This window comes from Algoriphagus sp. 10J20-15 (assembly GCF_055809615.1).
On the sequence record NZ_JBVVUG010000019.1, the window covers coordinates 66,651 to 89,947 of the forward strand.

The 23,297-nt window shown below is 39.4% G+C and carries 22 protein-coding genes and 1 pseudogene; 13 read left to right on the forward strand and 10 right to left on the reverse strand.

The annotated features are described in order from the left end of the window. The 4 genes from AC0L6R_RS08255 (at position 1) to AC0L6R_RS08270 (ending at position 4,622) form a co-directional block, all read left to right on the forward strand. A complete protein-coding gene (locus AC0L6R_RS08255; protein ID WP_473270749.1) occupies positions 1-528 on the forward strand; it encodes an efflux RND transporter periplasmic adaptor subunit in 528 nt (175 codons plus the stop codon). Positions 529-541: 13 nt separating this feature from the next. Then, on the forward strand, positions 542-1,054 hold the full coding sequence (locus tag AC0L6R_RS08260) for an efflux RND transporter periplasmic adaptor subunit (RefSeq protein WP_473270750.1): 513 nt from the start codon (positions 542-544) through the stop codon (positions 1,052-1,054). Positions 1,055-1,057: 3 nt separating this feature from the next. Next, positions 1,058-4,216, forward strand: coding sequence for an efflux RND transporter permease subunit (locus AC0L6R_RS08265; protein ID WP_339865544.1), 3,159 nt, complete (start codon positions 1,058-1,060; stop codon positions 4,214-4,216). Positions 4,217-4,391: 175 nt separating this feature from the next. Beyond that, on the forward strand, positions 4,392-4,622 hold the full coding sequence (locus tag AC0L6R_RS08270; RefSeq protein WP_283411039.1) for an acyl carrier protein: 231 nt from the start codon (positions 4,392-4,394) through the stop codon (positions 4,620-4,622). A gap of 113 nt (positions 4,623-4,735) precedes the next feature. Here AC0L6R_RS08270 and AC0L6R_RS08275 read toward each other — a convergent pair whose 3' ends face one another. From AC0L6R_RS08275 to AC0L6R_RS08285, 3 genes are all read right to left on the reverse strand, one after another. Further along, complete coding sequence (locus tag AC0L6R_RS08275) at positions 4,736-5,977, reverse strand: hypothetical protein (protein WP_473270751.1); 1,242 nt, start codon at positions 5,975-5,977, stop codon at positions 4,736-4,738. A 188-nt stretch (positions 5,978-6,165) separates the two neighbouring features. Continuing rightward, on the reverse strand, positions 6,166-8,541 hold the full coding sequence (locus AC0L6R_RS08280) for a S9 family peptidase (protein WP_473270752.1): 2,376 nt from the start codon (positions 8,539-8,541) through the stop codon (positions 6,166-6,168). Positions 8,542-8,561: 20 nt separating this feature from the next. After that, positions 8,562-8,951, reverse strand: coding sequence for an Hpt domain-containing protein (locus tag AC0L6R_RS08285; RefSeq protein ID WP_283411036.1), 390 nt, complete (start codon positions 8,949-8,951; stop codon positions 8,562-8,564). Positions 8,952-9,077: 126 nt separating this feature from the next. On the opposite strand from AC0L6R_RS08285, the gene AC0L6R_RS08290 reads away from it, so the two are divergent. Both AC0L6R_RS08290 and AC0L6R_RS08295 read left to right on the forward strand, forming a co-directional pair. Then, complete coding sequence (locus AC0L6R_RS08290) at positions 9,078-9,236, forward strand: hypothetical protein (protein ID WP_339865541.1); 159 nt, start codon at positions 9,078-9,080, stop codon at positions 9,234-9,236. Between the two features lie 79 nt (positions 9,237-9,315). After that, on the forward strand, positions 9,316-9,951 hold the full coding sequence (locus AC0L6R_RS08295; RefSeq protein WP_473270755.1) for a DUF7255 family protein: 636 nt from the start codon (positions 9,316-9,318) through the stop codon (positions 9,949-9,951). A gap of 54 nt (positions 9,952-10,005) precedes the next feature. Here the strand turns inward: AC0L6R_RS08295 and AC0L6R_RS08300 are convergent, their stop codons facing one another. After that, complete coding sequence (locus AC0L6R_RS08300) at positions 10,006-10,623, reverse strand: deoxynucleoside kinase (protein ID WP_473270756.1); 618 nt, start codon at positions 10,621-10,623, stop codon at positions 10,006-10,008. Between the two features lie 6 nt (positions 10,624-10,629). Then, on the reverse strand, positions 10,630-11,520 hold the full coding sequence (locus tag AC0L6R_RS08305; protein WP_283411033.1) for a 3-hydroxybutyryl-CoA dehydrogenase: 891 nt from the start codon (positions 11,518-11,520) through the stop codon (positions 10,630-10,632). Positions 11,521-11,697: 177 nt separating this feature from the next. Here AC0L6R_RS08305 and AC0L6R_RS08310 point away from each other — a divergent pair, with 177 nt between their 5' ends. Continuing rightward, on the forward strand, positions 11,698-12,534 hold the full coding sequence (locus AC0L6R_RS08310; protein WP_473270758.1) for a CvfB family protein: 837 nt from the start codon (positions 11,698-11,700) through the stop codon (positions 12,532-12,534). A gap of 41 nt (positions 12,535-12,575) precedes the next feature. Here the strand turns inward: AC0L6R_RS08310 and AC0L6R_RS08315 are convergent, their stop codons facing one another. After that, complete coding sequence (locus AC0L6R_RS08315) at positions 12,576-12,887, reverse strand: arsenate reductase family protein (protein WP_473270761.1); 312 nt, start codon at positions 12,885-12,887, stop codon at positions 12,576-12,578. 104 nt (positions 12,888-12,991) lie between these two features. Between AC0L6R_RS08315 and AC0L6R_RS08320 the strand changes: the two genes are divergently transcribed. Both AC0L6R_RS08320 and AC0L6R_RS08325 read left to right on the forward strand, forming a co-directional pair. Continuing rightward, the gene (locus tag AC0L6R_RS08320) at positions 12,992-13,486 is read left to right on the forward strand and encodes a YkgJ family cysteine cluster protein (RefSeq protein ID WP_473270763.1); all 495 of its coding nucleotides are present in this window, start codon (positions 12,992-12,994) and stop codon (positions 13,484-13,486) included. Positions 13,487-13,533: 47 nt separating this feature from the next. Then, positions 13,534-14,466, forward strand: coding sequence for an ROK family protein (locus AC0L6R_RS08325; RefSeq protein ID WP_339865534.1), 933 nt, complete (start codon positions 13,534-13,536; stop codon positions 14,464-14,466). Here the strand turns inward: AC0L6R_RS08325 and AC0L6R_RS08330 are convergent. Both AC0L6R_RS08330 and AC0L6R_RS08335 read right to left on the reverse strand, forming a co-directional pair. Then, positions 14,447-14,833, reverse strand: a complete 387-nt coding sequence (locus AC0L6R_RS08330; RefSeq protein ID WP_283411029.1) for a hypothetical protein — start codon at positions 14,831-14,833, stop codon at positions 14,447-14,449. The genes AC0L6R_RS08325 and AC0L6R_RS08330 overlap by 20 nt on opposite strands. Positions 14,834-14,835: 2 nt before the next feature. Then, the gene (locus tag AC0L6R_RS08335) at positions 14,836-16,068 is read right to left on the reverse strand and encodes a sterol desaturase family protein (protein WP_283411028.1); all 1,233 of its coding nucleotides are present in this window, start codon (positions 16,066-16,068) and stop codon (positions 14,836-14,838) included. 115 nt (positions 16,069-16,183) lie between these two features. Between AC0L6R_RS08335 and AC0L6R_RS08340 the strand changes: the two genes are divergently transcribed. The 4 genes and pseudogenes from AC0L6R_RS08340 (at position 16,184) to AC0L6R_RS08355 (ending at position 22,036) form a co-directional block, all read left to right on the forward strand. Beyond that, a complete protein-coding gene (locus AC0L6R_RS08340; RefSeq protein WP_283411027.1) occupies positions 16,184-16,678 on the forward strand; it encodes a DNA topoisomerase IV in 495 nt (164 codons plus the stop codon). A gap of 23 nt (positions 16,679-16,701) precedes the next feature. Continuing rightward, entirely contained in the window at positions 16,702-18,603 is a 1,902-nt protein-coding gene (locus tag AC0L6R_RS08345) for a DNA topoisomerase IV subunit B (protein ID WP_473270764.1), read from the forward strand. Between the two features lie 88 nt (positions 18,604-18,691). Then, positions 18,692-21,318, forward strand: a pseudogene (locus AC0L6R_RS08350) (DNA gyrase/topoisomerase IV subunit A). 13 nt (positions 21,319-21,331) lie between these two features. After that, on the forward strand, positions 21,332-22,036 hold the full coding sequence (locus tag AC0L6R_RS08355) for a TrmH family RNA methyltransferase (protein ID WP_473270766.1): 705 nt from the start codon (positions 21,332-21,334) through the stop codon (positions 22,034-22,036). Here AC0L6R_RS08355 and AC0L6R_RS08360 read toward each other — a convergent pair. Both AC0L6R_RS08360 and AC0L6R_RS08365 read right to left on the reverse strand, forming a co-directional pair. After that, the gene (locus AC0L6R_RS08360; protein ID WP_473270768.1) at positions 22,033-22,638 is read right to left on the reverse strand and encodes a hypothetical protein; all 606 of its coding nucleotides are present in this window, start codon (positions 22,636-22,638) and stop codon (positions 22,033-22,035) included. The two genes, AC0L6R_RS08355 and AC0L6R_RS08360, sit on opposite strands and share 4 nt — an antisense overlap. Before the next feature lie 132 nt (positions 22,639-22,770). Beyond that, positions 22,771-23,208 (reverse strand): peptidylprolyl isomerase, encoded by a 438-nt coding sequence (locus AC0L6R_RS08365; RefSeq protein ID WP_283411022.1) that lies wholly within the window; start codon positions 23,206-23,208, stop codon positions 22,771-22,773. Positions 23,209-23,297 lie beyond the last annotated feature (89 nt).

The window sequence follows — 23,297 nt, forward strand, 5'->3', positions numbered from 1 at the left end:
ATGAAAAAATTAATAATCATAGTACTTCTCCTGGTAGGTGTAGGAGCGGTAGCCTTCACGCTTTACAACAACAAGCAAGAAATGAACGAAGCGGCCACCCTTGCCATGAAGTCAAGTGAGTATATCTCAGTGACTGTGGAAAAAGTGGAGGAGAAGACCGTCAATAGAAATTTTGAAGCGAACGGGATTTTCGAACCATCGCAGGAATTGAAATTGATGGCTGAGACTTCTGGTGCGATCGTGAAGATCCAAAGAAGAAAAGGGGATTACGTGCGTAAAGGCGATTTGATTGTACAAATCGATGATCGATTGATACGTTCTGATTACACCATTGCTAAACTAAGGCGAGATCAAGCTGAGAAAGATTTGAAGCGTTTTGAAAATCTAGCAGCTACGGATGCGATCACTAAAAAGCAATTGGAAGAAAATGAAAACGCTTTCAAAATAGCCGATGCCCAACTTTCAGCTTTGAAAAAGAGATTGGACGACACGCAGGTGGACTGGTCCCATCGCAGGTTTTATCAATGAAGATTACTACGAAATGGGAACATTGGTGAGCCCAGGAATGCCTTTGGTAGACATTATCAACAAAAATCCATTGAAACTTTCCGTGAACGTCACTGAAACTGAAATTTCCAAAGTAAATAAAGGTGATGAGATCGCAGTGCGTGTCAACGCAATGGCCAATCAGGATTTCACTGGCAAGGTTCACTTCATTTCTGACAAAGCTGATGCCTCTTTCAAATACCAAGTGGAGTTGATCATGAACAGCAAAAACCAGGATGAAATCAAGCGAGGTATGTTTGGAACGGCTCAATTCAAATTTTCCCAAGAAGAGAAAGTGTTGAAAATCGATAGAAAATCAATTTCTGGAAGCTTAAAAGATCCAGGAGTTTACTTGATCAAAGACGGTGTTGCCGTATATCGCCCTGTGAAAATCAACCCATTGGATGACGGAACTGTAGAGATTTTGGATGGTTTGAAAGCTGGAGACGAAGTGATTGCTTCAGGTTTGATTAATGTGAAAGAAGGTACTAAAGTGAAAGTTCAGTAAACTATGCAAATCACTAAAATATCAATACAACGGTCGACCATGGTGGTCGTACTGTTTACCGTACTGACTTTGCTGGGGATTTTTTCCTACACGCAATTGTCCTACGAGCTTTTGCCAAAAATGGAAACCAATGTGGTGACCATTTCTACCATCTATCCCGGTGCTGCACCATCTGAAGTGGAAACTTCTGTAACGAAGAAAATCGAGGATGCGGTGGCTTCATTGGAAGGTATCAAATCCATGAATTCCATTTCTCAGGAGAGTATTTCTATTATCACGATAGAGTTGGAAGCTGGAGAAGACGTCGATTATTCCATGCAGGATGCACAGCGCAAGATCAACGCGATCTTGGGTGATCTACCTGAAGACGCTGATCCGCCGAGCTTGGGCAAGTTTGATCTGGATGATTTGCCAATTATGCAATTGGCTATTTATTCAGATTTGAAGCCTTCTGAGTTTTATGATTTGGTGAAAAATAAAATCCAGCCTTCTTTGGCACAGATCAAAGGTGTGGCCCAAGTGAATATGCTGGGCGGTACTGAACGTGAGATCAAAGTAAACTTGGATAGAAACAAGCTGGATGCATATGGTATTTCGCCGATTACTGTAGCTCAGACTATCAATTCCAGTAATCTTGATTTTCCTACCGGACGATTGAAAGACAACGAAGGTCAGGTGTTGATCCGCCTTGCTGGAAAATTCCAGAACATTCAGGACATTGAAAATCTGGTGATCGCTTATCGATCAGATGAATCACCGATTCAGCTGAAAGAAGTGGCGGAAGTAGCCGATTCTTACAAAGACGAAGATATTCTTACCAGACTTAACGGTAAATCGGCTATTGGTTTGACTGTTCAAAAGCAATCCGATGCCAATGCAGTGGAAGTTTCTGAAGTATTAGTGCAAGAACTCCAAATCTTGGAGCAGACCTATACTGCTGAAGGTGTTTCTTTCCAGATCTCCCAAAATACTTCTGAGTTTACTCTGGAAGCAGCCAATCATGTAATTACTGATTTGATTATTGCAGTTGTACTGGTGGCTTTGATCATGCTGTTGTTCTTACACAGTATCCGTAATGCAGTTATCGTGATGGTAGCTGTGCCGGCTTCCATTGTGGCGACATTCACGGTCATGTTCTTGGCAGGATTTACCCTAAACCTCATGTCATTGCTGGCACTTTCACTAGTGGTTGGTATCCTAGTGGATGATGCCATTGTGGTGATAGAAAATATCTACCGTCACCTGGAAATGGGTAAAACTATCGCTCAGGCTTCCTACGATGGTATTCGTGAAATTGGGGCAACAGTAGTTTCTATCACCTTGGTGATTATCGTGGTATTCGTGCCATTGGCAATGACCGGAGGTTTGATTGGAGGTATTTTGGCTCAATTCAGTATTACAGTTGCGACAGCTACTTTGATTTCCTTGCTTGTTGCATTTACGTTAATTCCGCTACTCACCTCAAGATTCTCGAAGCTGGAGCATTTGGACAAGAATTCCTTCTTTGGAAAAATCGTCTATGGGTTCGAGTCTGGATTGGATTCATTTGTGGATTGGTTAGTTGGAATTTTAAGATGGGGATTTGCGCATAAAGTCGCTTTGCTCGCAATCACTTTCGTCCTCTTTATTTCTTCTTTCTTCTTGGTGATCAAAGGCTTTATTGGTTCGGAATTCGTTTCTGAAGGTGATAGAGGGGAATTCCTACTGAGACTGGAGCTTCCAAAAGATGCAACCTTGGAGCAAACCAACTTTAAGACTCGTGAGGTGGAAGATTACTTAAGAACCCTACCGGAAGTGACCGAGGTATTTACGACTGTTGGTGTAGCTTCTGGTCAGTTTACAGGTTCTCAGTCTTCTCCTTTTACTTCTGAGATATTGGTGAAATTGGTGGATCCGGAACACAGATCGATGACAGGTCCTGATTATGCACGAACACTAGAGAATTACTTGGAGGAAAATATCACAGGAGCAGAGTACACAGGTGTTCCGATTTCCATCATGGGTACTGCGAATGATGCACCGATTCAAGTGATTGTATCTGGACCGGATAAGGATTCCATTCGAGTAGTTTCTGAGAAAATAGAAGCGATTCTTGCTGGTCTTAAAGGAACCCGTAAAATCGAGAGTTCTCTTGAAGATGGTAATCCAGAGATTAGAGTAGAAGTAGATCGCTACAAAATGAATGAGCTTGGTCTTTCCATGGATATGGTGGGTGGAGCACTTCAGGTGGCTTTCAATGGAAATGATGATTCCAAATTCACGGACGGTGATTACGAATATGACATTTTGGTGAAACTGAATGAGTTTGACAGAAAATCAATCTCGGATGTTCAGAACCTTACGTTCTTGAATAGAAGCGGAAAACTGGTGAAGCTAGAGCAGTTTGCAAAAGTGAATCAGTCAGAAGGTCCAACTAAGTTGGAGCGAAGAGACCGGGTTTCTTCCGTGAAAATCACTTCTCAGGTAGCAGGTGTGCCTTCGGGTACAGTCGGTGCTGAATTGACTGCAGCGATAGATGCCATGACACTTCCACAACAAGTTCAGATCAACTATGACGGTGACATGAAAAACCAAAGTGAAGGTTTCGGATCCTTGGGAGTCGCGCTATTGGCATCCATCATCTTGATCTATTTGATCATGGTTGCATTGTACGATTCATATATCTATCCACTAGTAGTGATGTTCTCACTTCCTATGGCATTGATCGGTTCCTTGCTTGCTCTGGCACTTACGAAAGGAACGCTAAGTATCTTCTCCATCATGGGTCTGATCATGCTGATGGGGCTGGTAGCGAAGAATGCGATCCTTTTGGTCGATTTCACTAATCAGCTGAAAGAAGAAGGAGTAGAGGTGAAAGCAGCATTAGAAAAAGCTGTGAAGATCCGATTCCGACCGATTTTGATGACTACGATTGCGATGGTGATAGGTATGATGCCGATTGCTTTGGCAACTGGTGCAGGTGCTGAATGGAAAAACAGCTTGGCATGGGTAATCATCGGAGGTTTGCTTTCTTCCATGTTCCTGACTTTGGTCGTGGTGCCGGTAATCTATTACTTGTTTGACAGATTTATGGTGAAAATCGGTAAAGGAGAGAAAAAGCACATCGAGCTCGAAGATACTAATGTGGAAGAGTTTGAGTCAGAAGCTGCCGCATACGTTTAAGCAAAAATTGAATTAATTACCCTTGCTAGTCGGCAAGATTAGCAAGGGTTTAAACTATATACCCACTGAAATCGAGTATGCTTTTTTCGAAATTTATCGAGATGAGCATGCTAGGTGAGATTCCCCTGAATTAAACTCGGGACAGGCTAGGTGGCCTTTGAAAAAATTTAAGCACATGAAAAATTATACTGATTTACGCAAAATCTCCAAGGTCTTCCATCAATATGGAATCGACCTGACAGGAAAAAGAAAATACGCTTCGTTTGAAAGCGATTTGAGAATGGACAAGGTTTTTGTATCCGGATTGATCTTCGAACTGGAATATGAATTGAGAAAACAGATTGAGGATGACAAAGTTGAAGGTGTGCAAGCACCCGCCCAGATTATTGAATTGTTGATGAGTTAATTAAAGTACAGGCGAAAAATCTTTCGTCCGTATTTACCAAAAAGAGTCCCGGGTGTCCGGGACTCTTTTTTTATGGCTTCTCAACGATTGATTAACAACAATTTTTTATTCGCTTAATATAATTCAGTCCATGTGACTTCCTGAAATTCTAATGGATCATTCCGTTCAACAAACTCATTTAATAACCATTCCTTATAGCTAAACTTACCTTTGATCATTTTTGTATACGAAAGTTTCAATTCTGAAATCATCTGTAGTTGATCGTTTTCCGCTACAAGTTCTGTGGGCATTTTAAATTCAGGTATTTCGGTAGTATTACCATGTATACTCCATGCTATTGGTATGTCATTATTTTCTTGGTACAGCCAGCTAGCATTCCATCTTTCGAAGGAGGCAGGTAGAATTAAACTGAAATTCGAAATTTTCTTAGATTGGACCTGAAGTGGTTGTGGGGTAGCTAAATCGAGTAATGGGGGAGCTGAATATCTAGAGGCAATAGATAAGGACTGATTTTCATTATTTTTTACCTTAGCGAAAATATTTGTCTCAAATAGTGGATATCGATTTAAATAGCCTAATGTATACCTTTCTGAATCAATTCCAGAATATTCTGAAATAAATACAGATGTGGAAAATGCTCTTTTTAGTTCATTGTCTCTATAAACCATTCCTTGAATCAGAAAATTCACAATTCTTAACTCTTGATTTTCGATTTGAACTTCAAAATCATAGTTTTTAAACTCGTCTATATCGAATGAGTAGTTGTTTTTCTCCTTATCGAGAATGAAGGTCTTATAGAAAGACTTTCCTTCCTTATCCACAATTGAGATAAGATGCTCATCCAATCCTTTGTTACTCTGCATTTTTGCTTGTGCGACATTGTTCGTAACGGAACTAAAATTTGATTTATTACCAATTGCATTGCAAATGTTAATGATTTTTATTGATCCACTATGTTTCACATTTACTTCAAAAGATTCATCTGGTTCTGCAGAAATTAGTGTGGATTCAGTTGGTAACCCAAGTGAAATAGTTTGACCCGTTGGGATGTCCATATAGGTTATTAAATTACTAGTTTTAATTCCTTTATTTATTTGACCCTTATGGATTGTTAGATGATAGGTTGCGGATTCAGGCAAAGTAAACTTTAAGGTATCATCATTGACTACTTCTTTAAAATCAAGGACACTTCCATCATCATTGTGTAAGACAGCATATATGGTTTGACTGTCTGCTTTATATTCTTTCGCCACATAAATTGAAAACTGTTCGGTGGGTGGTATAACAGGATTTTCTTCACTTGTACAGGAAAGCAATGTTAACGTGACAACTAGAATTGAGAGAATTTTTCGCATGAATTTAAGAAAGTAGGACTTGTAGTAATAGATATTTTTTTAGTTCTGCTAATAAAATAGTATTAAACTATTATTGCAATACTACTAGTCCAATTAATCAGATTAATTTATCTTCAGAATTGATCTGTACAAGGAAAAAAAATGGCTGATCGATAGACCAGCCACTATTTTTTCTAAAAATTGAATTTTTACTCTTCCAATAAGGTGCTATTAAACAACTTCAGAATACGCTTGTATTCGTCTGTCCAGCTACTGGGCTCTACGAACCCGTGATCTTCCACTGGATAGATTGCCATTTCCCAATTATCTTTTCCTAACTCAATAAAACGCTGAGAAAGGCGAACCACGTCTTGGAAGTGAACATTGACATCCACCATTCCGTGAGCCATAAGTAGATTTCCTTTCAAGCCTTCCGCAAAGTAAATAGGAGAGGAACGACGGTAGGCAATCGGATCTTCTTCTGGAGTATTCAGAATGTTGGCGGTATAGCCGTGATTGTAATGTGCCCAGTCAGTTACCGAGCGCAGGGCAGCACCTGATTTGAAAGTTTCAGAAGCATTGAATAGTGCCATCAAGGTAATAAATCCACCATAGCTACCTCCATATAAGCCAACTCGCTCTGGGTCTACTCCATGATTAGCAACTAGGTATCTTACCCCGTCAACTTGATCAGATAGATCTTTTCCACCCATGTGACGATAAATTCCTGTTCTCCAATCACGGCCGTAACCAGCAGATCCACGGTAATCAATATCCAAAACTGTATAACCTAGATCAGTGAGTAAGTTGTGGAACATATACTCTCTAAAGTAGCTACTCCACCATTTGTGGACGTTTTGCAAATAGCCTGCACCGTGGACAAAAACTACTGCTGCTCCATTGCTTTTGGCAGGGTCAGGAGTATACAATCTAGCCGGAACTTGGGCACCATCTTCTGCTTGGAATCGTACGATTTCGGGATCTCTCCAGTTGTATGCTTTGAATTCATCGCTTTGACCTGAAGTCAGTTGCTCGGCTTTTGCTCCTACTTTATTGTCTTGAAGATAAAGCTCTGCGGGCTTATTACTGTAGGAGTAGATTATGGCAAGCTTTTTTTCATCAGGAGAAAGAGTTACGTCATTATTTCCAGTCATGGAAGTGAGTTTTTGCATTTTTCCCCCCATCAAAGGCATTTTATAAAAATGACGCTCTCCCGGATCTACCTCAGAAGTAGTCAGGTACCAAGACTTTTTATCCTTAGAAAGAAAGGGGTCAAAAACCTCATAAGACCCTGAAGTTAAAGCTTTCTTATCTCCAGTAGTTATGTCTAGCACATAGAGATGTGAATATCCACTTTCTTCTGACTGGAAGTATATGTGCTTATTGTCTGGGAGCCACCCTAGCGTGCCACCATAGAAGGATCTTCCAATCCCAGGACCTGCAATCCAAGCTTCATCGCGTTGTCTATCAAGTGTATTCAATTTTCCTGTGTGGAGATCAACTGCAGCGATCCAACGATCTTTGTTGTCTGCCGATCCAATATTGACAATTGCATTTTTTCCATCAGGAGAAAAATATGGACTCGATAAGGATACCTCTCTTTCTTCTTCCTTCCAGGTTTTATCTGGATAATCTGTCACATAATCCGGCAAATCTTTGATTCCAGGAAGGTCCGACGTACTGATAAAATAAACTGTATCACGAGTCAAATCATAAATCCCAACTTCCATTTTTGTAGGGGTTGTTCCTACTTTAGATCGCGTATTAAGATCAGTGGTGTAGCCTGATGCATCCACATAATCAGGAACTATGGTGTTCTTATTACTTGAAGAAGTATATATGGAAAAGGTGGCGTAATTGCCGTCAGGTGACAATTGAAGGTTCACAGGGCTTTTACCTTCTGTATAGTAAGTGAATTCTTCTTCTTCTGAATCGCGAAAAGCATCACGATATTCGCGACGCATTTTATCCTTTTCTTTACGTTCTTTCACCACACTCAGTAGTTCCAGGTTTTCAGATTCAAGCCAAGCCACTTTTTCCTCCGCTGATTTAGATTTTTCTTTTGGCTTAGATTCGGTAGAAATGTTGGTGACTTTTTTAACAGTTTTGGAGGATCTGTTGAACACATAAAGATTGTTCTTAGATGCGAATGAGATTTCGTTTTCATTAGCCATGAACTTAGCATTAGAAAAGTTTTCAGGCCACTCTAATAGTAATGTTGACACGCCAGTAGCCATCGTCTCAAGCATCAGTTTTTTGCCTTCCTGAAATATTCGGAGCGATTTGTCTGCATTGAATTCTTCTCCATTTCGCTCATTGGCTCTCATTTCAGTCCAGCTCACTTTTGATATTGCTGCTTTATTGGCTAATGTAAGTTTGTACAGGGAATCGGCAGGATCATTTGCTTGATTGTATCTGAAGTAAATCGTCTGAGAATCATCACTCCAAGATGCAGAAGAAGGGAAAGTTCCCATCCACTTAGGATCTCGCATGATGTAATCTACGCTTAAAGTTGACTGCGCATGAGCTTGCAAAAAGACAATGCAAAGCAAAGCCAAAGACAGTAGTTTTCGCTGAATTTTCATTAGGGTTTTTATTCTGTGATTTAGTTTAGATCCTCCAGAAACAGTTTAAGTTCCTTTTCTATAGTAGATAGTTGAGTCTGTAGGTCATTATTGAGTACTAGGAAATCATTAGGATTGTTCTCCATTTCTTCCAATAATTTACGAGTTTTTTGAGCTCCTATGTAGCTCATGCTAGGTTTAGCTTTGTGGCATCGTTTTTTAATTGTTGGGAAATCATTCTGGTTGTGAAATTTATCTAATTCACTTAAATCTTTGATGTTGGTTTCTAGAATTATCTCAATCATCTCTTTAATCATCTCTGGCTCATCTTCGCCAAAGTACTGATAAATTGATTGCTCGCTTATTGATTGATACATGATCGGATGAAAAAGGGTATTGGAAGTAAAAAGTACGTTTGGTCCTGTCTTCATAAAATTAAACACAATTTTGAAAAAGTATAATTTTATGGCAGGTTCATTCAACATTTCATGAACAATGGTCTGAGAATTCTTATGATTGGTTAATTTTGCGTGTCATAGAATTAAATATTAATGCAAATGCAGCGGAATAAAAAGATCTTTTTGGTCCTGTTTGTGATTTTCATGTTAATCATGTTTTGGATCGGATATGATATTTCCCAGAGAACTACATTCCCAGGGTCAAAAGGAAACCTGGAACAACGCATAGGTGACGACCTTGACAAGGATGAAAAGTAGATAATTTCCCCCTTTGCTTTCAATTGCATAGACTAACAGCGCAATCCTGTTTTATAAAACCAACCCAATGGATAACTTAATGACTCGCCAACTCGACCTTATTTTACGTGAGGGAGAGGTAGATTTTGAGCGGGATTTTGAATTGGAATTAGAACCAAAATATTTAGACACAAAGGGTAGAAACTGGCTTTCAGAGATCTATTCTGACCTTGCTGGCATAGGTGAAATTCCTTTGTTGCAAAAGCTAAAGTTTGATTTTAAAATTGGCAGAAACCTTTTCGTTTATGATGAAGAATTGCATTTTAACAGGTACCGACAAGTAACTTTTAGGTCGGATCTATATGCTGAGTTAAACTTTCCGTTCATGGAAACGCAAAAAAGACTTTGCCGAACTTATGAGAAGGAATGCCTGAAGGTAGGAATGCAACAAAGAATATGGAATGGTCCTCCCGTTGCAAAGTATTGTTTCGGCGAGCCTAGTGAGCCAGGAGATTTCTCAGGAAATGGGGCAATAGGATGGAAGCTTACAGCGTATAATGATGCTCAATTTGACTTGCAGACTAGGATTCATGGGTACAAACTTTTTAGAATTACACCTTTCGAAACCCTGATGACCGGAGGATCTTTGAAGCGCTTGGACCAATTACTTATTAACCCAAAAGAAGAACAACGTGTTATGCTTTTGAATTGGTTTAATCGGAAATATCAGTCCTAAACAAAAAAGAGTCCCGAACATGCGGGACTCTTTTTTTCTTGAAATGAAATCAAATTAGGAAAACAATCCGAAAATTTCCCGTTCTACTTTTTCCACTACGAATGAGAAATCTCCAGGATTCTCGACAAAGTCAAGGTTATTGACGTCAATTATCAGAAGCTTACCCTCAGTATAATTTGCAATCCATTCTTCGTAGTGCGTATTAAGATTTTTCAGGTAATCTATTCGCATTGTAGTCTCATAGGATCTCCCTCTTTTTTCTATTTGACCTACCAATTTGGGGATATCCGCTTTTAGATAGATTAAAAGATCTGGAGCTTTCACATGAGAAATCATACTCGAAAACAAGCTTTGATAGTTTTCATAATCCCGCTCTGTCAAAAGCTGACTTTTATATAGATTAGTCGCGAAAATGTATGAGTCTTCATAGATTGTTCTATCCTGTATAGTAGGGGTGTCACTTTCTTGGATCTTCTTAATTTGATTGAAGCGGGAATTGAGAAAATAGACCTGTAGATGAAAAGCCCATCTTTTCATATCCTCATAGAAATCAGGAAGATAAGGGTTGTTGTCTACAGCTTCAAATTCAGCTTTCCAGCCATAGTGTTTGGCCAATTTTTCGGTGAGCGTAGTTTTTCCGCTGCCTATATTTCCAGATACTGCGATGTGCATGAGTTCTTATTTTGAAAAGCGAGGAGACACGATTGAATCTTTGCTTCCAGCCGTGTATTTATAAAAACCCTCTCCGGATTTCACCCCTTTATAGCCTGCCTGAACCATATTTACCAATAGGGGACAAGGAGCGTATTTTGGGTTGCCAAAACCTTCATGAAGGACTCTAAGAATAGAAAGGCAGACGTCCAAACCGATAAAATCTGCCAATTGCAACGGACCCATAGGGTGAGCCATCCCAAGTTTCATTACAGTGTCAATTTCACTTACGCCTGCCACACCTTCAAACAAAGAATAGATCGCCTCATTAATCATTGGCATCAGTATTCTATTGGCGACAAAGCCTGGATAGTCATTAACTTCCACAGGATCTTTGGAAAGTTTACCGGACAAAGTCATGATCTTTGCAGTGACCTCATCTGAAGTTGCGTACCCTCGAATAACTTCTACGAGCTTCATTACTGGTACAGGATTCATGAAATGCATCCCTATCACTTGCTCAGGACGTTTTGTAGCAGCGGCTATTTTTGTAATAGAAATAGAAGAAGTATTGCTAGCTAGAATAGCTGAATCAGGACTGTATTGGTCGATTTGGCGAAAAAGATCCAGTTTAATCTCCATATTTTCGGTAGCAGCTTCCACTACCAAATCGGCAGATTTCACTCCTTGATCTAAAGCTGTGAAAGTTTGAATTCTACCTAAAGCTGCGATTTTGTCTTCTTCACTAACCAAACCTTTACCCACTTGTCTATCTAAATTTTTGGTGATAGTTGTTAACGCTTTATCTAAGAATTCCTGCTTGATATCAATAAGGCTTACGTCATAGCCATGCTGCGCAAATACGTGTGCTATGCCGTTTCCCATAGTACCAGAACCAATGACTGAGATGTTTTTCATAATAAATGATTAAAAATTAAAGTTAGAATTTGGGTTTAGATCCACCGGTTTTTATCAGTTGAAGACCTCAAAGCTACTCCCGACTTGTAGCAAATCCAATTTTTTAACTTTCGATCTTCGACTTTGTTTGTCACAAAAGTTCAGTTTCAAACTGCGATTATTAGCTACCTTTGCCACATGAAAGAACTAGGTTTAATTTCAAAATTACCCATCAATAGATTCACGGATTTTGGGGCTTACTTAGCCTTGAGCTCTGGCGAAGAACTTTTACTCCCAAAAGGATACCTCAAAGGCGAAGAAAAAGAAGGAGACGAAATCGAAGTGTTTGTATATACAGATAGCGAGGATCGGCCAGTTGCGGTGACGCAAAAACCTCTTGCACTTCTGGACGAGTTTGCTGTTTTGGAGGCCAAAGAAGTCACCTCTTTTGGAGCTTTTGTTGACTGGGGATTGCCAAAAGATCTATTTGTTCCCAAATCAGAAATGGGTAGAAATATGGAAGTTGGCCAGAAATACTTAGTTAAAGTTTGTGTGGACTTTAAGACCAATAGATTAATTGGAGTCAATAAGTATAGAGATTTTCTGCGCTTGGCTCCAATGGATTGGGAAGAAGGAAAGGAGCTCGAAGGAGTAATTTTCGAAGAAACTGATCTGGGATTCAAAGTCCTAATCGATAATGAGTACGAAGGCTTACTTTTTAAAAATGAAGTTTTCCAGCCTCTGGAGCTTGGCGAAAAAAGGAAGGTTTTCATCAAAAAAAATCGCGAGGACGGAAAACTGGATTTGCAGCTATTGCCTCCTGGTCGGATAAAATATGATGAAGGGTTAGAAAAAATACTAGCAATATTAGAAGCTAAAGGTTTTATGCCCTTGCATGATAAGTCTGCTCCTGAAGAAATTCAGCAACACTTAGGCATGAGCAAAAAGCATTTCAAACAATGCATAGGACAGTTATATAAAGCCAGAATGATTCAAATAGAACCGGATGGTATTAGACTAAATGCATCGAATTAAGCTTTAAAATATCAGTTGGTGTACTACACATAATCGCCCTATTACGCAAAGTAGCGATGGGAGCTTTGATCAGATTGGGAGATTTGATCAGGATGTTCAGCCAGCTTTTCTTCATCCCAGTTTTTACCAGCAATGAATCGTTGGTAGTCTGGATGGGCACGGTTTAGCAAGTCTTTAGCTCTTAAGTTTAATTTGATCAAGAGGCTATTCCATTGTGTAGCTGTTAGTTTTTCCTTGCTGATATCAATGGAATTGACAAATTGAGCTATAGACTTCGCATATGCGAGGGTTTGTTTGTCTACAGGTTGTGCTGGGCTATGATAGAAGTATAATTCTGAAGGATGAGTTCTCATGGCTTTTAGAGTTTGTTGCCTGTATAAGGTACTGAAAATCTATCTTTTATAAAAGAATTTATTTTCTCTAAATGAATATTTTCATTAATTAACTTTTATGGATTTTGGAAATAGACCTTAAAAATTTCAATAAAGAGAGTAAATCAGAATATTCTTCTAATCAAAAATTGAAGGCTAGGCTCAAAAAAGTAAAGCCCAAGGTTTTGGATGAAAAATTCGAAGAACTGCATAAGGAAGCCTTTCGAGAAATAGATTGTTTGGACTGTGCAAACTGTTGTAAAACTACGAGTCCAATTTTTCTGAATACTGATATAGATCGATTGGCTAAGGTTTTTAGAATGAGAAGCAGTGCATTCATCGATGCATATTTACATCGAGATGAAGAAGGAGATTTTGTGCTTAATTCTTCTCCTTGTACTTTTTTGGGAGCAGATAATAAATCCCTGGTCTATGAGGATCGTCCAAAGGCTTGCAGAGAATATCCACATACCGATCGTAAAAAAATGCATGGTATTTTGGAGCTTTCACTTAAAAATACCCTCGTTTGTCCTGCAGTTTTCAAAATTTTCCAGCAGATTGGGAAGGATTATAGGAAGTAATACTTTTCTTTTTGCTTTTTTGAAACCGTAAACCTATTAACAATACTATGCAAAATCAGGAAGCGCATTTCCTTGGAGTGGACGTGGGGGGAACTCACTTGAAAATTGGCCTTGTTGACAGAGAAGGCAATATTTTAGACTTTGTAAAGGAAGATACCACTTCATATCGTGACCATCCTGAAGGTTTTGGGCCTGCATTTATTGCAGGTTTGGGCAAGTATATCGAAAAGTATCCGCAAGTTAAGGAAGTAGGAATTGGCTTGCCTGGAATGATCTCGAAAGACAGAACTACTCCTTTGGAAATTCCAGCAATCCCAAGTTTAAATGGTTTTGACTTGAAGGGGAATTTGGAATCAAAATACCCGAAACATTCTTTTGCTTTAGAGAACGACGCTGCTGCTGCGGCTATCGGAGAGTTTTATTTTGGCAAAGATGATCCTCCTCAAAATTTCCTTTTTATCACTATGGGAACAGGGATAGGAAGTGCCTTGGTTCTAGATGGACAAGTGTTCAAAGGATCAAGAGGCAACGCCATGGAAATGGGCCATATGCTATCAAAAGGAGCAGCAAGACTTGAAACTCTTATAGGTAGACAAGGGATATTGAATATTATGGCTCGTCTGATCGATGCTTACCCTGAAAAAGCAGGCGTATTGGTGGGAGCAGAGCTAGGCACTCACCTTCTCGTGGATACTGCAAAGGCCGGAAACCCAGTCTCTATAATGGTTTTTGAAGAAGTAGCTCGAATACTTGGAGAAGCCATAGTATCCGCAATCAGGATTTTAGATGTTACGGATGTTTTCTTCGGTGGTGGGATTTCAGCAGGTCTGGAGTTTATGATGCCTACACTTGACCGAACGATCAAGCAATATTTAACGCAATATTACGGTAAGGATTTGGTCCTGAAAAAAGCCACTTTGGAAAACAATGCAGGAACTTTGGGAGCCGCTGCGCTTTGTTTTATGGGTTCAGGGTTGTAATAGTAACTTCCGAAACTTTACTTATAGCATTCAAGCGAAAAAGAACTCTTAGGGGTTCTTTTTCTATTTCTACCCCTTCACAGGCATTGCTTGGCTCAAGGAAGTAGAAGAAAAAAGTTTGGCTTTTGTCCACCAATTCCACTCGGTCAGGGCGTCCAAATGTCTTGATCAAAGCTTGATTGTCAACTCCTAGAAATGTGTTTTTGAGTCGCTCTAGCTCTTCTAAATCCTGCATTCTTAATCCCTTACATCCGTAATGGTCAGCTTTCCAGTTTTCCATATTCATGCTTCCTGTATCTCTTTTGGAGCTGCAAGAAAGAGATGCGGAAAGAATAAGGGCAGAGAAAAGTAAAAGAGATTTATTCATGTCTATAAGGAAATAGAAGGGATTTGAGATTTTAGCTGTTGATTTTTCCAGAGCCAAAAGAAGGAAGTCAGCGTGTATGTACTTAGAACTACAATTAGAATCGGCAAAGGTAGGAGAGATTGAATTAGGAAAAAGACAACTCCCACAAAAGCTAAAATTCTTATCAGCTCTTGAGGCAAATACCAGCCTCTCTTTTCAAAAACTCCCGAAAAGCTTACCGTCGTCCAAATGATGATAGCACTTACCAATACTTTCGGCATCCAAGTGAATGATTCGACTTTGAAGAGAAAGAAACCTGTCAGTAACAACACGAAGATATATTGAGTTAAAACATACCAGTTAAATGAGGGCGGGACAACGGTGTCAAATTTTTGATAATCTGATTCCACCTCTTTCGGGGCTCGGTAGCCACCTAAGTAATCGGGCAACCAACCTGGTTTATTGAAAAGATATTTCACTCGATCTGACCAGTAGGGAATCATTTTCAGCTCATCCTTCATAGTGGAATAATGAGCTACATTTACCCAAACAGGGTTCCAGCTTTTTACCGGAGTAGTGATGCCATAGGTAGGCTTTTCTTCTTCTTCTTGAAAAGTGCCAAACCATTTATCGAATATGATGAATGTACCCGCATGATTTTTATCAATGTACTTTGGGTTTCTTCCATGATGGACCCGGTGGTGGGAAGGCGTATTCATGAATTTTTCCAAGAACCCCATTCTATCAATTGCTTCAGTGTGAATCCAGAATTGGTACAATAGATTAATTCCAGACGCCAAAACCAACATCACCGGATCAAAACCTAAGAGAGCCAGTGGAAAGTAAAAGAAGAAAGTCCATATCGTTTGTGTGCTACTTTGACGAAGTGCAACGGAGAGATTGTACTCTTCACTGGAATGATGTACCACATGTCCTCCCCAGAAAAGATTGATTTCATGGCTCATCCTGTGGGCCCAATAATAGCAAAAGTCATAAAGGAAGAAGAGTAGGAGAAATGTCCAGATGTTATTGGGGATTTGAAAAAAGGCGAGATGCTGATAAATCAAGGTATAAATCCCGATTGAAAGGATTTTGATGAATACGCCAGTGACTTGTGAGATTACTCCACAATTGATATTTGTCACGGCATCATTGAGTCTATATCCGGGATGTTTTTGAAATCTAAGCGCAATCATTTCTATTGCCATCAAGATGAAATACATCGGGATCGCGATCACTACTGGACTGAGGTTCATTATTTTGGGTGTTTTTCTGAAGCTACTTGTCAAAGATAATGATAAAAGGAACATCGAGAAGTCGGTTTCTGTTTGCTCAAATCCTTTATATTAGCACATTCAATTCCCCTCAATTATGTATTACCGATTCGGAAAAGCCTTTTATTTCCTTAGTGTTACCCTCTTCATTTTCTTCTTGCTTTATTTCTACTCTGCGTTACCAGAAAATGTCAGCTATAATTACGATGAAAATGGATTATCGCCGGAAAAGCTAAGTAAGGGCACATTTTTCTATGGAATGATTGCCATATTTATTATTATGAATGTGTTTGTCCTGTTGCCTCCAAAACTGCTTGAAACCAAAAACCACAAAGGATTGATACGCATTTTTCCTATTGGTGATAAGTTTCGCGATTACTATTTGGCTTGGTTTTATTCCTTTGGTGGAATTCTAAATATGAGCTTAGCAATGTTGATATTTTATACCCATGCCATCAATAATCAGGAAGTAATAGCAGCAAGTCAATTTAATTTCTTTTTCTACCTCATTCCAGGCCTTTTTGTGCTATGGGTGTTAGGTTTGTTTGGTATTCTAGTAGGGAAATTCAATCAGGTTAAAAATAATTCTTGAGCAGAATAAGCGTCAATTAAACTATGGCTGGAGAAGTAAAATACACAGAAGACAGTATTAAATCCCTGGATTGGAGGGAACATATCCGACTAAGACCGGGTATGTATATCGGTAAATTGGGAGACGGAAGCGCTCAGGATGATGGGATCTATGTATTGGTAAAAGAAGTTTTGGATAATTCCATCGATGAACACATGATGGGCTACGGAAGAACTATTGATGTCAAAATCTCTGACCATAAAGTGGAAGTCCGTGATTATGGCCGTGGGATTCCTCTTGGTAAAGTCATCGATTGTGTGTCCAAAATAAATACAGGTGGAAAATATGATTCTGGTGCCTTTCAAAAGTCAGTAGGACTTAATGGGGTGGGTACAAAAGCTGTGAACGCACTTTCCGATTTTTTCAAAGTACAGGCTTACCGCGAAGGCGAAACCAAAGTTGCTGAATTCGAAAAGGGAATTTTGGTCAATGATGCACCAATAATTAAGTCCTCAGATCGAAATGGTACCAAAGTGGTTTTTTCTCCTGATGGAGGGATTTTTAAAAACTATCATTTCATTCCTGAATACTTGGAAAACCAAATCTGGAATTATGCTTATCTAAATGCCGGTCTCACGATCAATTATAATGGTAAGAAATATTTTTCAGACAGAGGATTATACGATCTTCTATCTAATAAAATAGACGAGGAAAGCCAGCGCTATCCAATCATTCACCTGAAAGGGAATGACATAGAAATGGCACTCACGCACTCTAATCAGTATGGGGAGGAGTACTATTCCTTCGTAAATGGGCAATATACCACTCAAGGTGGAACTCACTTGGCAGCATTCAGAGAGGCGGTTGTAAAGACTGTAAGAGAATTCTTTAAGAAAGATTACGATGCTTCTGACATTCGCCAAAGTGTCGTAGCTGCAATTTCTATTCGAGTTCAGGAGCCGGTTTTCGAATCCCAGACTAAAACCAAACTAGGATCTCAATCGGTAGGACCAGATGGACCAACTGTGCGAACGTTTATCAACGATTTCTTAAAAACCGAACTGGATAATTACCTTCATAAAAATCCTGCTGTTGCGGACGCACTTTTGAAGAGAATTTTACAGTCAGAGCGGGAGCGTAAGGAGATTTCCGGAATTAAAAAATTAGCAAATGAGCGTGCTAAAAAGGCCAATCTTCATAATAAAAAACTAAGGGATTGCCGAGTGCACTACGACGATCCAAAGGCAAATGATGATGTGAAGGCGAATACTATGCTTTTCCTTACGGAAGGTGACTCTGCTTCAGGATCTATTACCAAATCCCGTGATGTGCAGACTCAGGCAGTTTTTTCCCTGCGAGGAAAGCCTTTGAATTGCTTTGGGATGACTAAGAAAGTGGTGTATGAGAATGAGGAATTCAACCTTCTACAACATGCTTTGAATATAGAAGATGGAATTGAAAACCTTCGATATAGAAAGATTGTAATAGCAACAGATGCCGATGTCGATGGTATGCATATTCGCTTGCTGATCATGACTTATTTCTTGCAATTTTTCCCTGATTTGGTGAAAAATGGACATTTATTCATTTTGGAAACGCCGCTTTTCCGCGTGAGAAATAAGAAGGAAACCATCTATTGCTATACTGACGAAGAAAGACAACGCGCGATTCATAAACTTGGAAATAAGCCTGAAATCACTCGATTTAAAGGGTTGGGAGAGATTTCTCCAGAGGAATTTGGAGGTTTTATAGGTGAAGACATTCGCTTGGAACCAATCATTCTGAATAAGGAGACCAAGATTGTTGATTTGCTTACTTTCTATATGGGTAAAAACACCCCTAACCGTCAGAACTTCATTATCAAAAACTTAAAGATTGAGAAGGATTTGGCGCTTGAAGATCCTAAAAAAGCAGATGAGCCGGAAGAAGATAATGAAGCAGCTTAGCTAACAATCAGCTAAAGTGGGATCACAAGAAATGATTTTGATTTGAAGGGGTGTGAACCTTTCAACTTTGTAGATACTGTACGACAATATGAGTGAAGAAAACAATTTACCTACGAACGGAGATGAATCCCTGCACACTTCAGTCCCAGTGACTGGAATGTACAAGGAATGGTTTCTGGATTATGCATCTTATGTAATTCTAGAAAGAGCTGTTCCGGCTATCGAGGATGGATTGAAACCTGTGCAGAGAAGAATTTTGCACGCAATGAAGGAAATGGATGATGGTCGATTTAATAAAGTCGCCAATATCATCGGTCAATCCATGCAATTTCACCCACATGGAGACGCTTCTATTGGCGATGCCATTGTAAATATCGGGCAAAAAGACCTTCTCATTGAAACCCAAGGAAACTGGGGGGATGTAAGAACGGGTGACCGCGCTGCAGCTGCCAGATACATTGAGGCGAGACTTTCAAAATTCGCGCTTGAAGTATTGTTTAATGCCCAGACTACGGAGTGGCAACTTTCCTACGATGGTAGAAAGAGAGAGCCAGTCACGCTACCTGTCAAATTTCCACTTTTATTGGCTCAAGGTGTAGAAGGAATTGCAGTAGGGCTTTCGACTAAAATACTTCCTCACAACTTTTGCGAGTTAATTCTTGCATCTATAGAGATTCTGAAAGGCAACAAAACCAATGTGCTGCCTGATTTTATCACTGGTGGTTATGCTGACTTTTCTGAGTACAACGAAGGCCTCCGAGGAGGTAAAGTTAAGGTTAGAGCAAGAATTGAAGAAGAAGATAGTAAGACGTTATTAATTAAGGATATACCATTTGGCGTGACTACGGATACATTGATCGATTCTATCCTGAAAGCGAACGATAAGGGTAAGATTAAGATCAAAAAAGTGGTCGATAATACGGCCAAGGACGTAGAGATTGCTATTCAATTAGCCCCAGGCGTTTCGCCGGACGTTACTATTGATGCGCTGTATGCATTTACTGATTGTGAGGTTTCTATTTCACCAAATGCTTGTGTGATTATCAAGGATACTCCTGTGTTCCTGACAGTCAATGAAATCCTGGAATATAATACGAAGCAAACCAGAATCACTTCTTAAACGGGAGTTAGAAATCCGTAAGGGTGAATTAATGGAGAAGCTTCTCTTCTCCTCTTTGGAAAAAATATTTATAGAAAATAGAATCTATCGTGACATCGAAGAGTGTACTACTTGGGATGATGTGTTGAAGGCGATAGATGATGGTTTGGAGCCTTATAAGCCAGATTTTTATAGAGAGATCACAACAGATGATTTGGTTCGATTAACTGAGATCAAGATCAAGCGAATTTCCAAATTTGATACCTTCAAGGCAGATGAGCTTATGAAGCGCCTTCAGGATGAATTGAAGGAAGTAAATCATCACTTAAGACACTTGACAGATTTTGCGATAGCATATTATGAAAACCTCCTAACAAAATACGGTAAAGGAAGAGAGCGCAAGACAGAAATTAGAACTTTTGATGCCATCCAGGCCAATGTAGTAGCCGCAAACAATGCAAAACTATACGTGAATCGAGCAGATGGTTTCGTCGGATATGGCTTGAAGAAAGATGAGTTTGTTTGCGACTGCTCTGATCTGGATGATATCATAGTGATCCGGAAGGATGGCGTTTGTGTAGTATCCAAGATCCAGGAGAAGAATTTCATGGGAAAGGATATTCTGCATGTTGCGGTATTCCGAAAGGGTGATGAACGTATGGTTTATAACTTCATCTATTTGGATGGAGGAACTGGCCGTGCCATGGTTAAGCGATTCCAGGTGCTGGCTGTTACGCGAGACAAAGAATATATGCTCACCAAGGGTAGTAAAGGAAGTAAGACACTTTACCTGACTGCCAATTCAAATGGTGAAGCTGAAATCATTACAGTGTATTTGACTCAGGGTGCGAAAGCCAGAGTGAAGGTTTTTGACTTCGACTTTGCCTCAATAGATATCAAAGGAAGAGGAGCAGGCGGTAATATTTTAACTCGACACCCTATCCGCAAGATCCAATTGAAAATGGAAGGTGTATCGACTTTAGGAGGTTTGAATATCTATTACGACCCTACGGTTGGCCGTTTGAATACGGATGAGCGTGGCAAATTAATAGGCAATTTCCTGGGAGACGATCGGATTTTGGTATGTTACAAAAGTGGTGATTATGAATTAACCAGCTTTGAAACCACAAATAGATATGACGCTCCAAATGTTGTATTGATTGAGAAATTTGATCCTGATAAAGTCTTGTCTGCCATATACTTTGATGGTGGTAGTAAAACCTTTTATATAAAGCGTTTTCAGATAGAAACAACTGACGCTAAACAAGAATTTTAATTTTATTTCTGATCACAAAAACTCATATCTCAAACTTATTTCCACTGAAAAACAGCCCCAGGCTCGGGTTACTCTGATTAAGGGAAAAGAAGAAGAGGAGATGGAATACGATTTGGATATGCTCATCGATGTGAAGGGATGGAAAGCCTTAGGGAATAAGTTGAGTACATATGAGATTAAATCTGTCAGCTTAATCGAATCTAAAAAATCAGATAAAGGGAAAGATTCCGAATCCGAAGAAAATGAAGATGACAGCGATTCGGAGGACAATCTTGAAGTAGGCTCTACTATAGATTTATCTGTGAAAAAAGATGATGAAGAACAACTGGGGCTATTTTAGTCCCACTTTTTAAATGGAAACCCCAAATCAATTAGAAACTATCGATCAAGGTTGGCTGGATTATTTGAGCCAATACATTACTGACCATAAGAAATCGGTAATGGAAAAGGTTCTAGCGCAAAGAACCCGTTTCCTGACGGTTGTTCTAGAAGATATTTTTAAGCCTCATAATGCAAGTGCAGTTCTTCGAACCTGCGATTGTTTTGGGATTCAAGATGTGCATGTCATTGAAAAGGTAAATCAATATAAAGTGAACCCCTTTGTGACCAGAGGAGCATCCCAATGGATTGATTTGCATAAATATTACAATAAAGAAGGGTCAGCCGTGCAGGATTGCTTTTCCAGTCTAAAAGCAAATGGTTATAAAATCTATGGAACTAGTCCATTACCTGGGTCAATTTCCATTCATGATTTAGAGCCTGATGAGAAGATTGCTCTTGTGTTTGGAAATGAACATGAAGGGATAAGCGAAGAGGTTCGGGAAAATGTTGACGGATTAGTTCATATTCCTATGCTTGGTTTCACTGAGAGTTTTAATATTTCCGTGGCAGCTTCCATCTCTCTTTACGAGTTGGTCAAAAAAGTTGAGAAGTATAATCATCCTGATTTTTTCTTAACAGATGATGAAAAGCAACGCCTCCGGATGAAGTGGTACAAATCAGTTGTGAAACGAGCTGATTTGCATGAAAAAGCCTACTTACAGTCTAAAAATCGTTAATTCTTCTTCGTGAATAGCGTGTTGATCTGTTCATTTAAAGGCACTTTTTGAGCTTTGTTTTTCGCTCTTTGACGCTGCCGTTGCTTTTTCTTTTGTTCCTTACTTTTCACTAATACCATCCGGGCAGAGATACCGACTTGACCTCTATAAAACTCTTCTCGTCCCATCAAATTAATATTGGGTTTGTAGTCTAAAGAGATTACCGTATTTAAGACAGTAAGTTCCAACCCACCAATTAAGTCTAGTCCAACAGTGGAATTTCCATAAGTATGCAAAATCTGCATGGTCTCTGGATCTTTTACAAAGCTTTCTTCTACACCGATGGAAGGCCCTATTCCATAATAATAATTGAATCTCTTCGAGATGATCGGATGGTGTTTTTCCATCAACACCGAAAGGGTGGTGTTCAACTTGAAATCGGATTGGATAATCCCCTCAATAGAAAGCCGCTTGCTAATTCGCTGCTGAGCTGTGAATCCTACGGTTCTATACTGGTTGCTGTTTCCGAATCTCAGCCCAACTGCAGTTCCATATCGCTGGGCCTTAGCTAAAGAGATGCTAAAGAAAATAACAAGTATGAGGAGAGCTAAACGTTTATTCATAAGTGATTTCAAAAAGGAATGACCCATGTTCAATAACTATTCCAACCTTTGATTTTCTCTGCAATACCTATAAAAAATGCCCTCAAAAGCTAATTGCTAATGAGGGCATTTGTAATTATAGTCTATGTTGAATTAAGATTCTGACACGACAATCTTTTCGATTTTGTCTCCAGCTCTTATCTCATCGATCACATCCAGCCCTTCAACGACTTTCCCAAAACAAGTGTGGTTTCTATCCAAGTGAGCAGTATTGTCTCGGCTGTGGCAAATGAAGAACTGAGATCCGCCGGTATTTCTACCTGCGTGTGCCATCGAAAGAACTCCTCGGTCGTGATACTGATTTTCTCCGTCTAGTTCACATTTAATGTGGTAACCAGGCCCACCAGTTCCGTTTCCTTTAGGACAGCCACCTTGAATTACAAAATTTGGGATAACTCTATGGAAAGTCAATCCATCGTAAAATCCTTTATTAGCAAGGTCAACGAAATTTTGAACTGCAATTGGCGCGTCCTTTTCGTAAAACTCAACTTTCATTGTTCCCTTCTCTGTAATTAATTCCGCTGTCTTCATTTTTTCAGGTTTTTGATAAAAATTTATGGAAGCAAAAATAACTCATACTTTGAATTTATTGTGCAGAAAAATGTTTTTAAAATCCTATT

Excerpts from the sequence above, each read along its gene's own strand:
- AC0L6R_RS08295 (WP_473270755.1), top strand. The coding sequence starts at position 9,316 with ATGACTCGCCAACTCGACCTTATTTTACGTGAGGGAGAGGTAGATTTT.
- AC0L6R_RS08285 (WP_283411036.1), bottom strand. The coding sequence starts at position 8,951 with ATGAAGACAGGACCAAACGTACTTTTTACTTCCAATACCCTTTTTCAT.
- AC0L6R_RS08355 (WP_473270766.1), top strand. The coding sequence starts at position 21,332 with ATGGAAACCCCAAATCAATTAGAAACTATCGATCAAGGTTGGCTGGAT.
- AC0L6R_RS08315 (WP_473270761.1), bottom strand. The coding sequence starts at position 12,887 with ATGAGAACTCATCCTTCAGAATTATACTTCTATCATAGCCCAGCACAA.
- AC0L6R_RS08275 (WP_473270751.1), bottom strand. The coding sequence starts at position 5,977 with ATGCGAAAAATTCTCTCAATTCTAGTTGTCACGTTAACATTGCTTTCC.
- AC0L6R_RS08330 (WP_283411029.1), bottom strand. The coding sequence starts at position 14,833 with ATGAATAAATCTCTTTTACTTTTCTCTGCCCTTATTCTTTCCGCATCT.
- AC0L6R_RS08310 (WP_473270758.1), top strand. The coding sequence starts at position 11,698 with ATGAAAGAACTAGGTTTAATTTCAAAATTACCCATCAATAGATTCACG.
- AC0L6R_RS08340 (WP_283411027.1), top strand. The coding sequence starts at position 16,184 with ATGTATTACCGATTCGGAAAAGCCTTTTATTTCCTTAGTGTTACCCTC.
- AC0L6R_RS08270 (WP_283411039.1), top strand. The coding sequence starts at position 4,392 with ATGAAAAATTATACTGATTTACGCAAAATCTCCAAGGTCTTCCATCAA.
- AC0L6R_RS08325 (WP_339865534.1), top strand. The coding sequence starts at position 13,534 with ATGCAAAATCAGGAAGCGCATTTCCTTGGAGTGGACGTGGGGGGAACT.
- AC0L6R_RS08335 (WP_283411028.1), bottom strand. The coding sequence starts at position 16,068 with ATGAACCTCAGTCCAGTAGTGATCGCGATCCCGATGTATTTCATCTTG.
- AC0L6R_RS08345 (WP_473270764.1), top strand. The coding sequence starts at position 16,702 with ATGGCTGGAGAAGTAAAATACACAGAAGACAGTATTAAATCCCTGGAT.
- AC0L6R_RS08265 (WP_339865544.1), top strand. The coding sequence starts at position 1,058 with ATGCAAATCACTAAAATATCAATACAACGGTCGACCATGGTGGTCGTA.
- AC0L6R_RS08360 (WP_473270768.1), bottom strand. The coding sequence starts at position 22,638 with ATGAATAAACGTTTAGCTCTCCTCATACTTGTTATTTTCTTTAGCATC.
- AC0L6R_RS08305 (WP_283411033.1), bottom strand. The coding sequence starts at position 11,520 with ATGAAAAACATCTCAGTCATTGGTTCTGGTACTATGGGAAACGGCATA.
- AC0L6R_RS08365 (WP_283411022.1), bottom strand. The coding sequence starts at position 23,208 with ATGAAGACAGCGGAATTAATTACAGAGAAGGGAACAATGAAAGTTGAG.
- AC0L6R_RS08290 (WP_339865541.1), top strand. The coding sequence starts at position 9,078 with ATGCAGCGGAATAAAAAGATCTTTTTGGTCCTGTTTGTGATTTTCATG.
- AC0L6R_RS08280 (WP_473270752.1), bottom strand. The coding sequence starts at position 8,541 with ATGAAAATTCAGCGAAAACTACTGTCTTTGGCTTTGCTTTGCATTGTC.
- AC0L6R_RS08260 (WP_473270750.1), top strand. The coding sequence starts at position 542 with ATGGGAACATTGGTGAGCCCAGGAATGCCTTTGGTAGACATTATCAAC.
- AC0L6R_RS08300 (WP_473270756.1), bottom strand. The coding sequence starts at position 10,623 with ATGCACATCGCAGTATCTGGAAATATAGGCAGCGGAAAAACTACGCTC.
- AC0L6R_RS08255 (WP_473270749.1), top strand. The coding sequence starts at position 1 with ATGAAAAAATTAATAATCATAGTACTTCTCCTGGTAGGTGTAGGAGCG.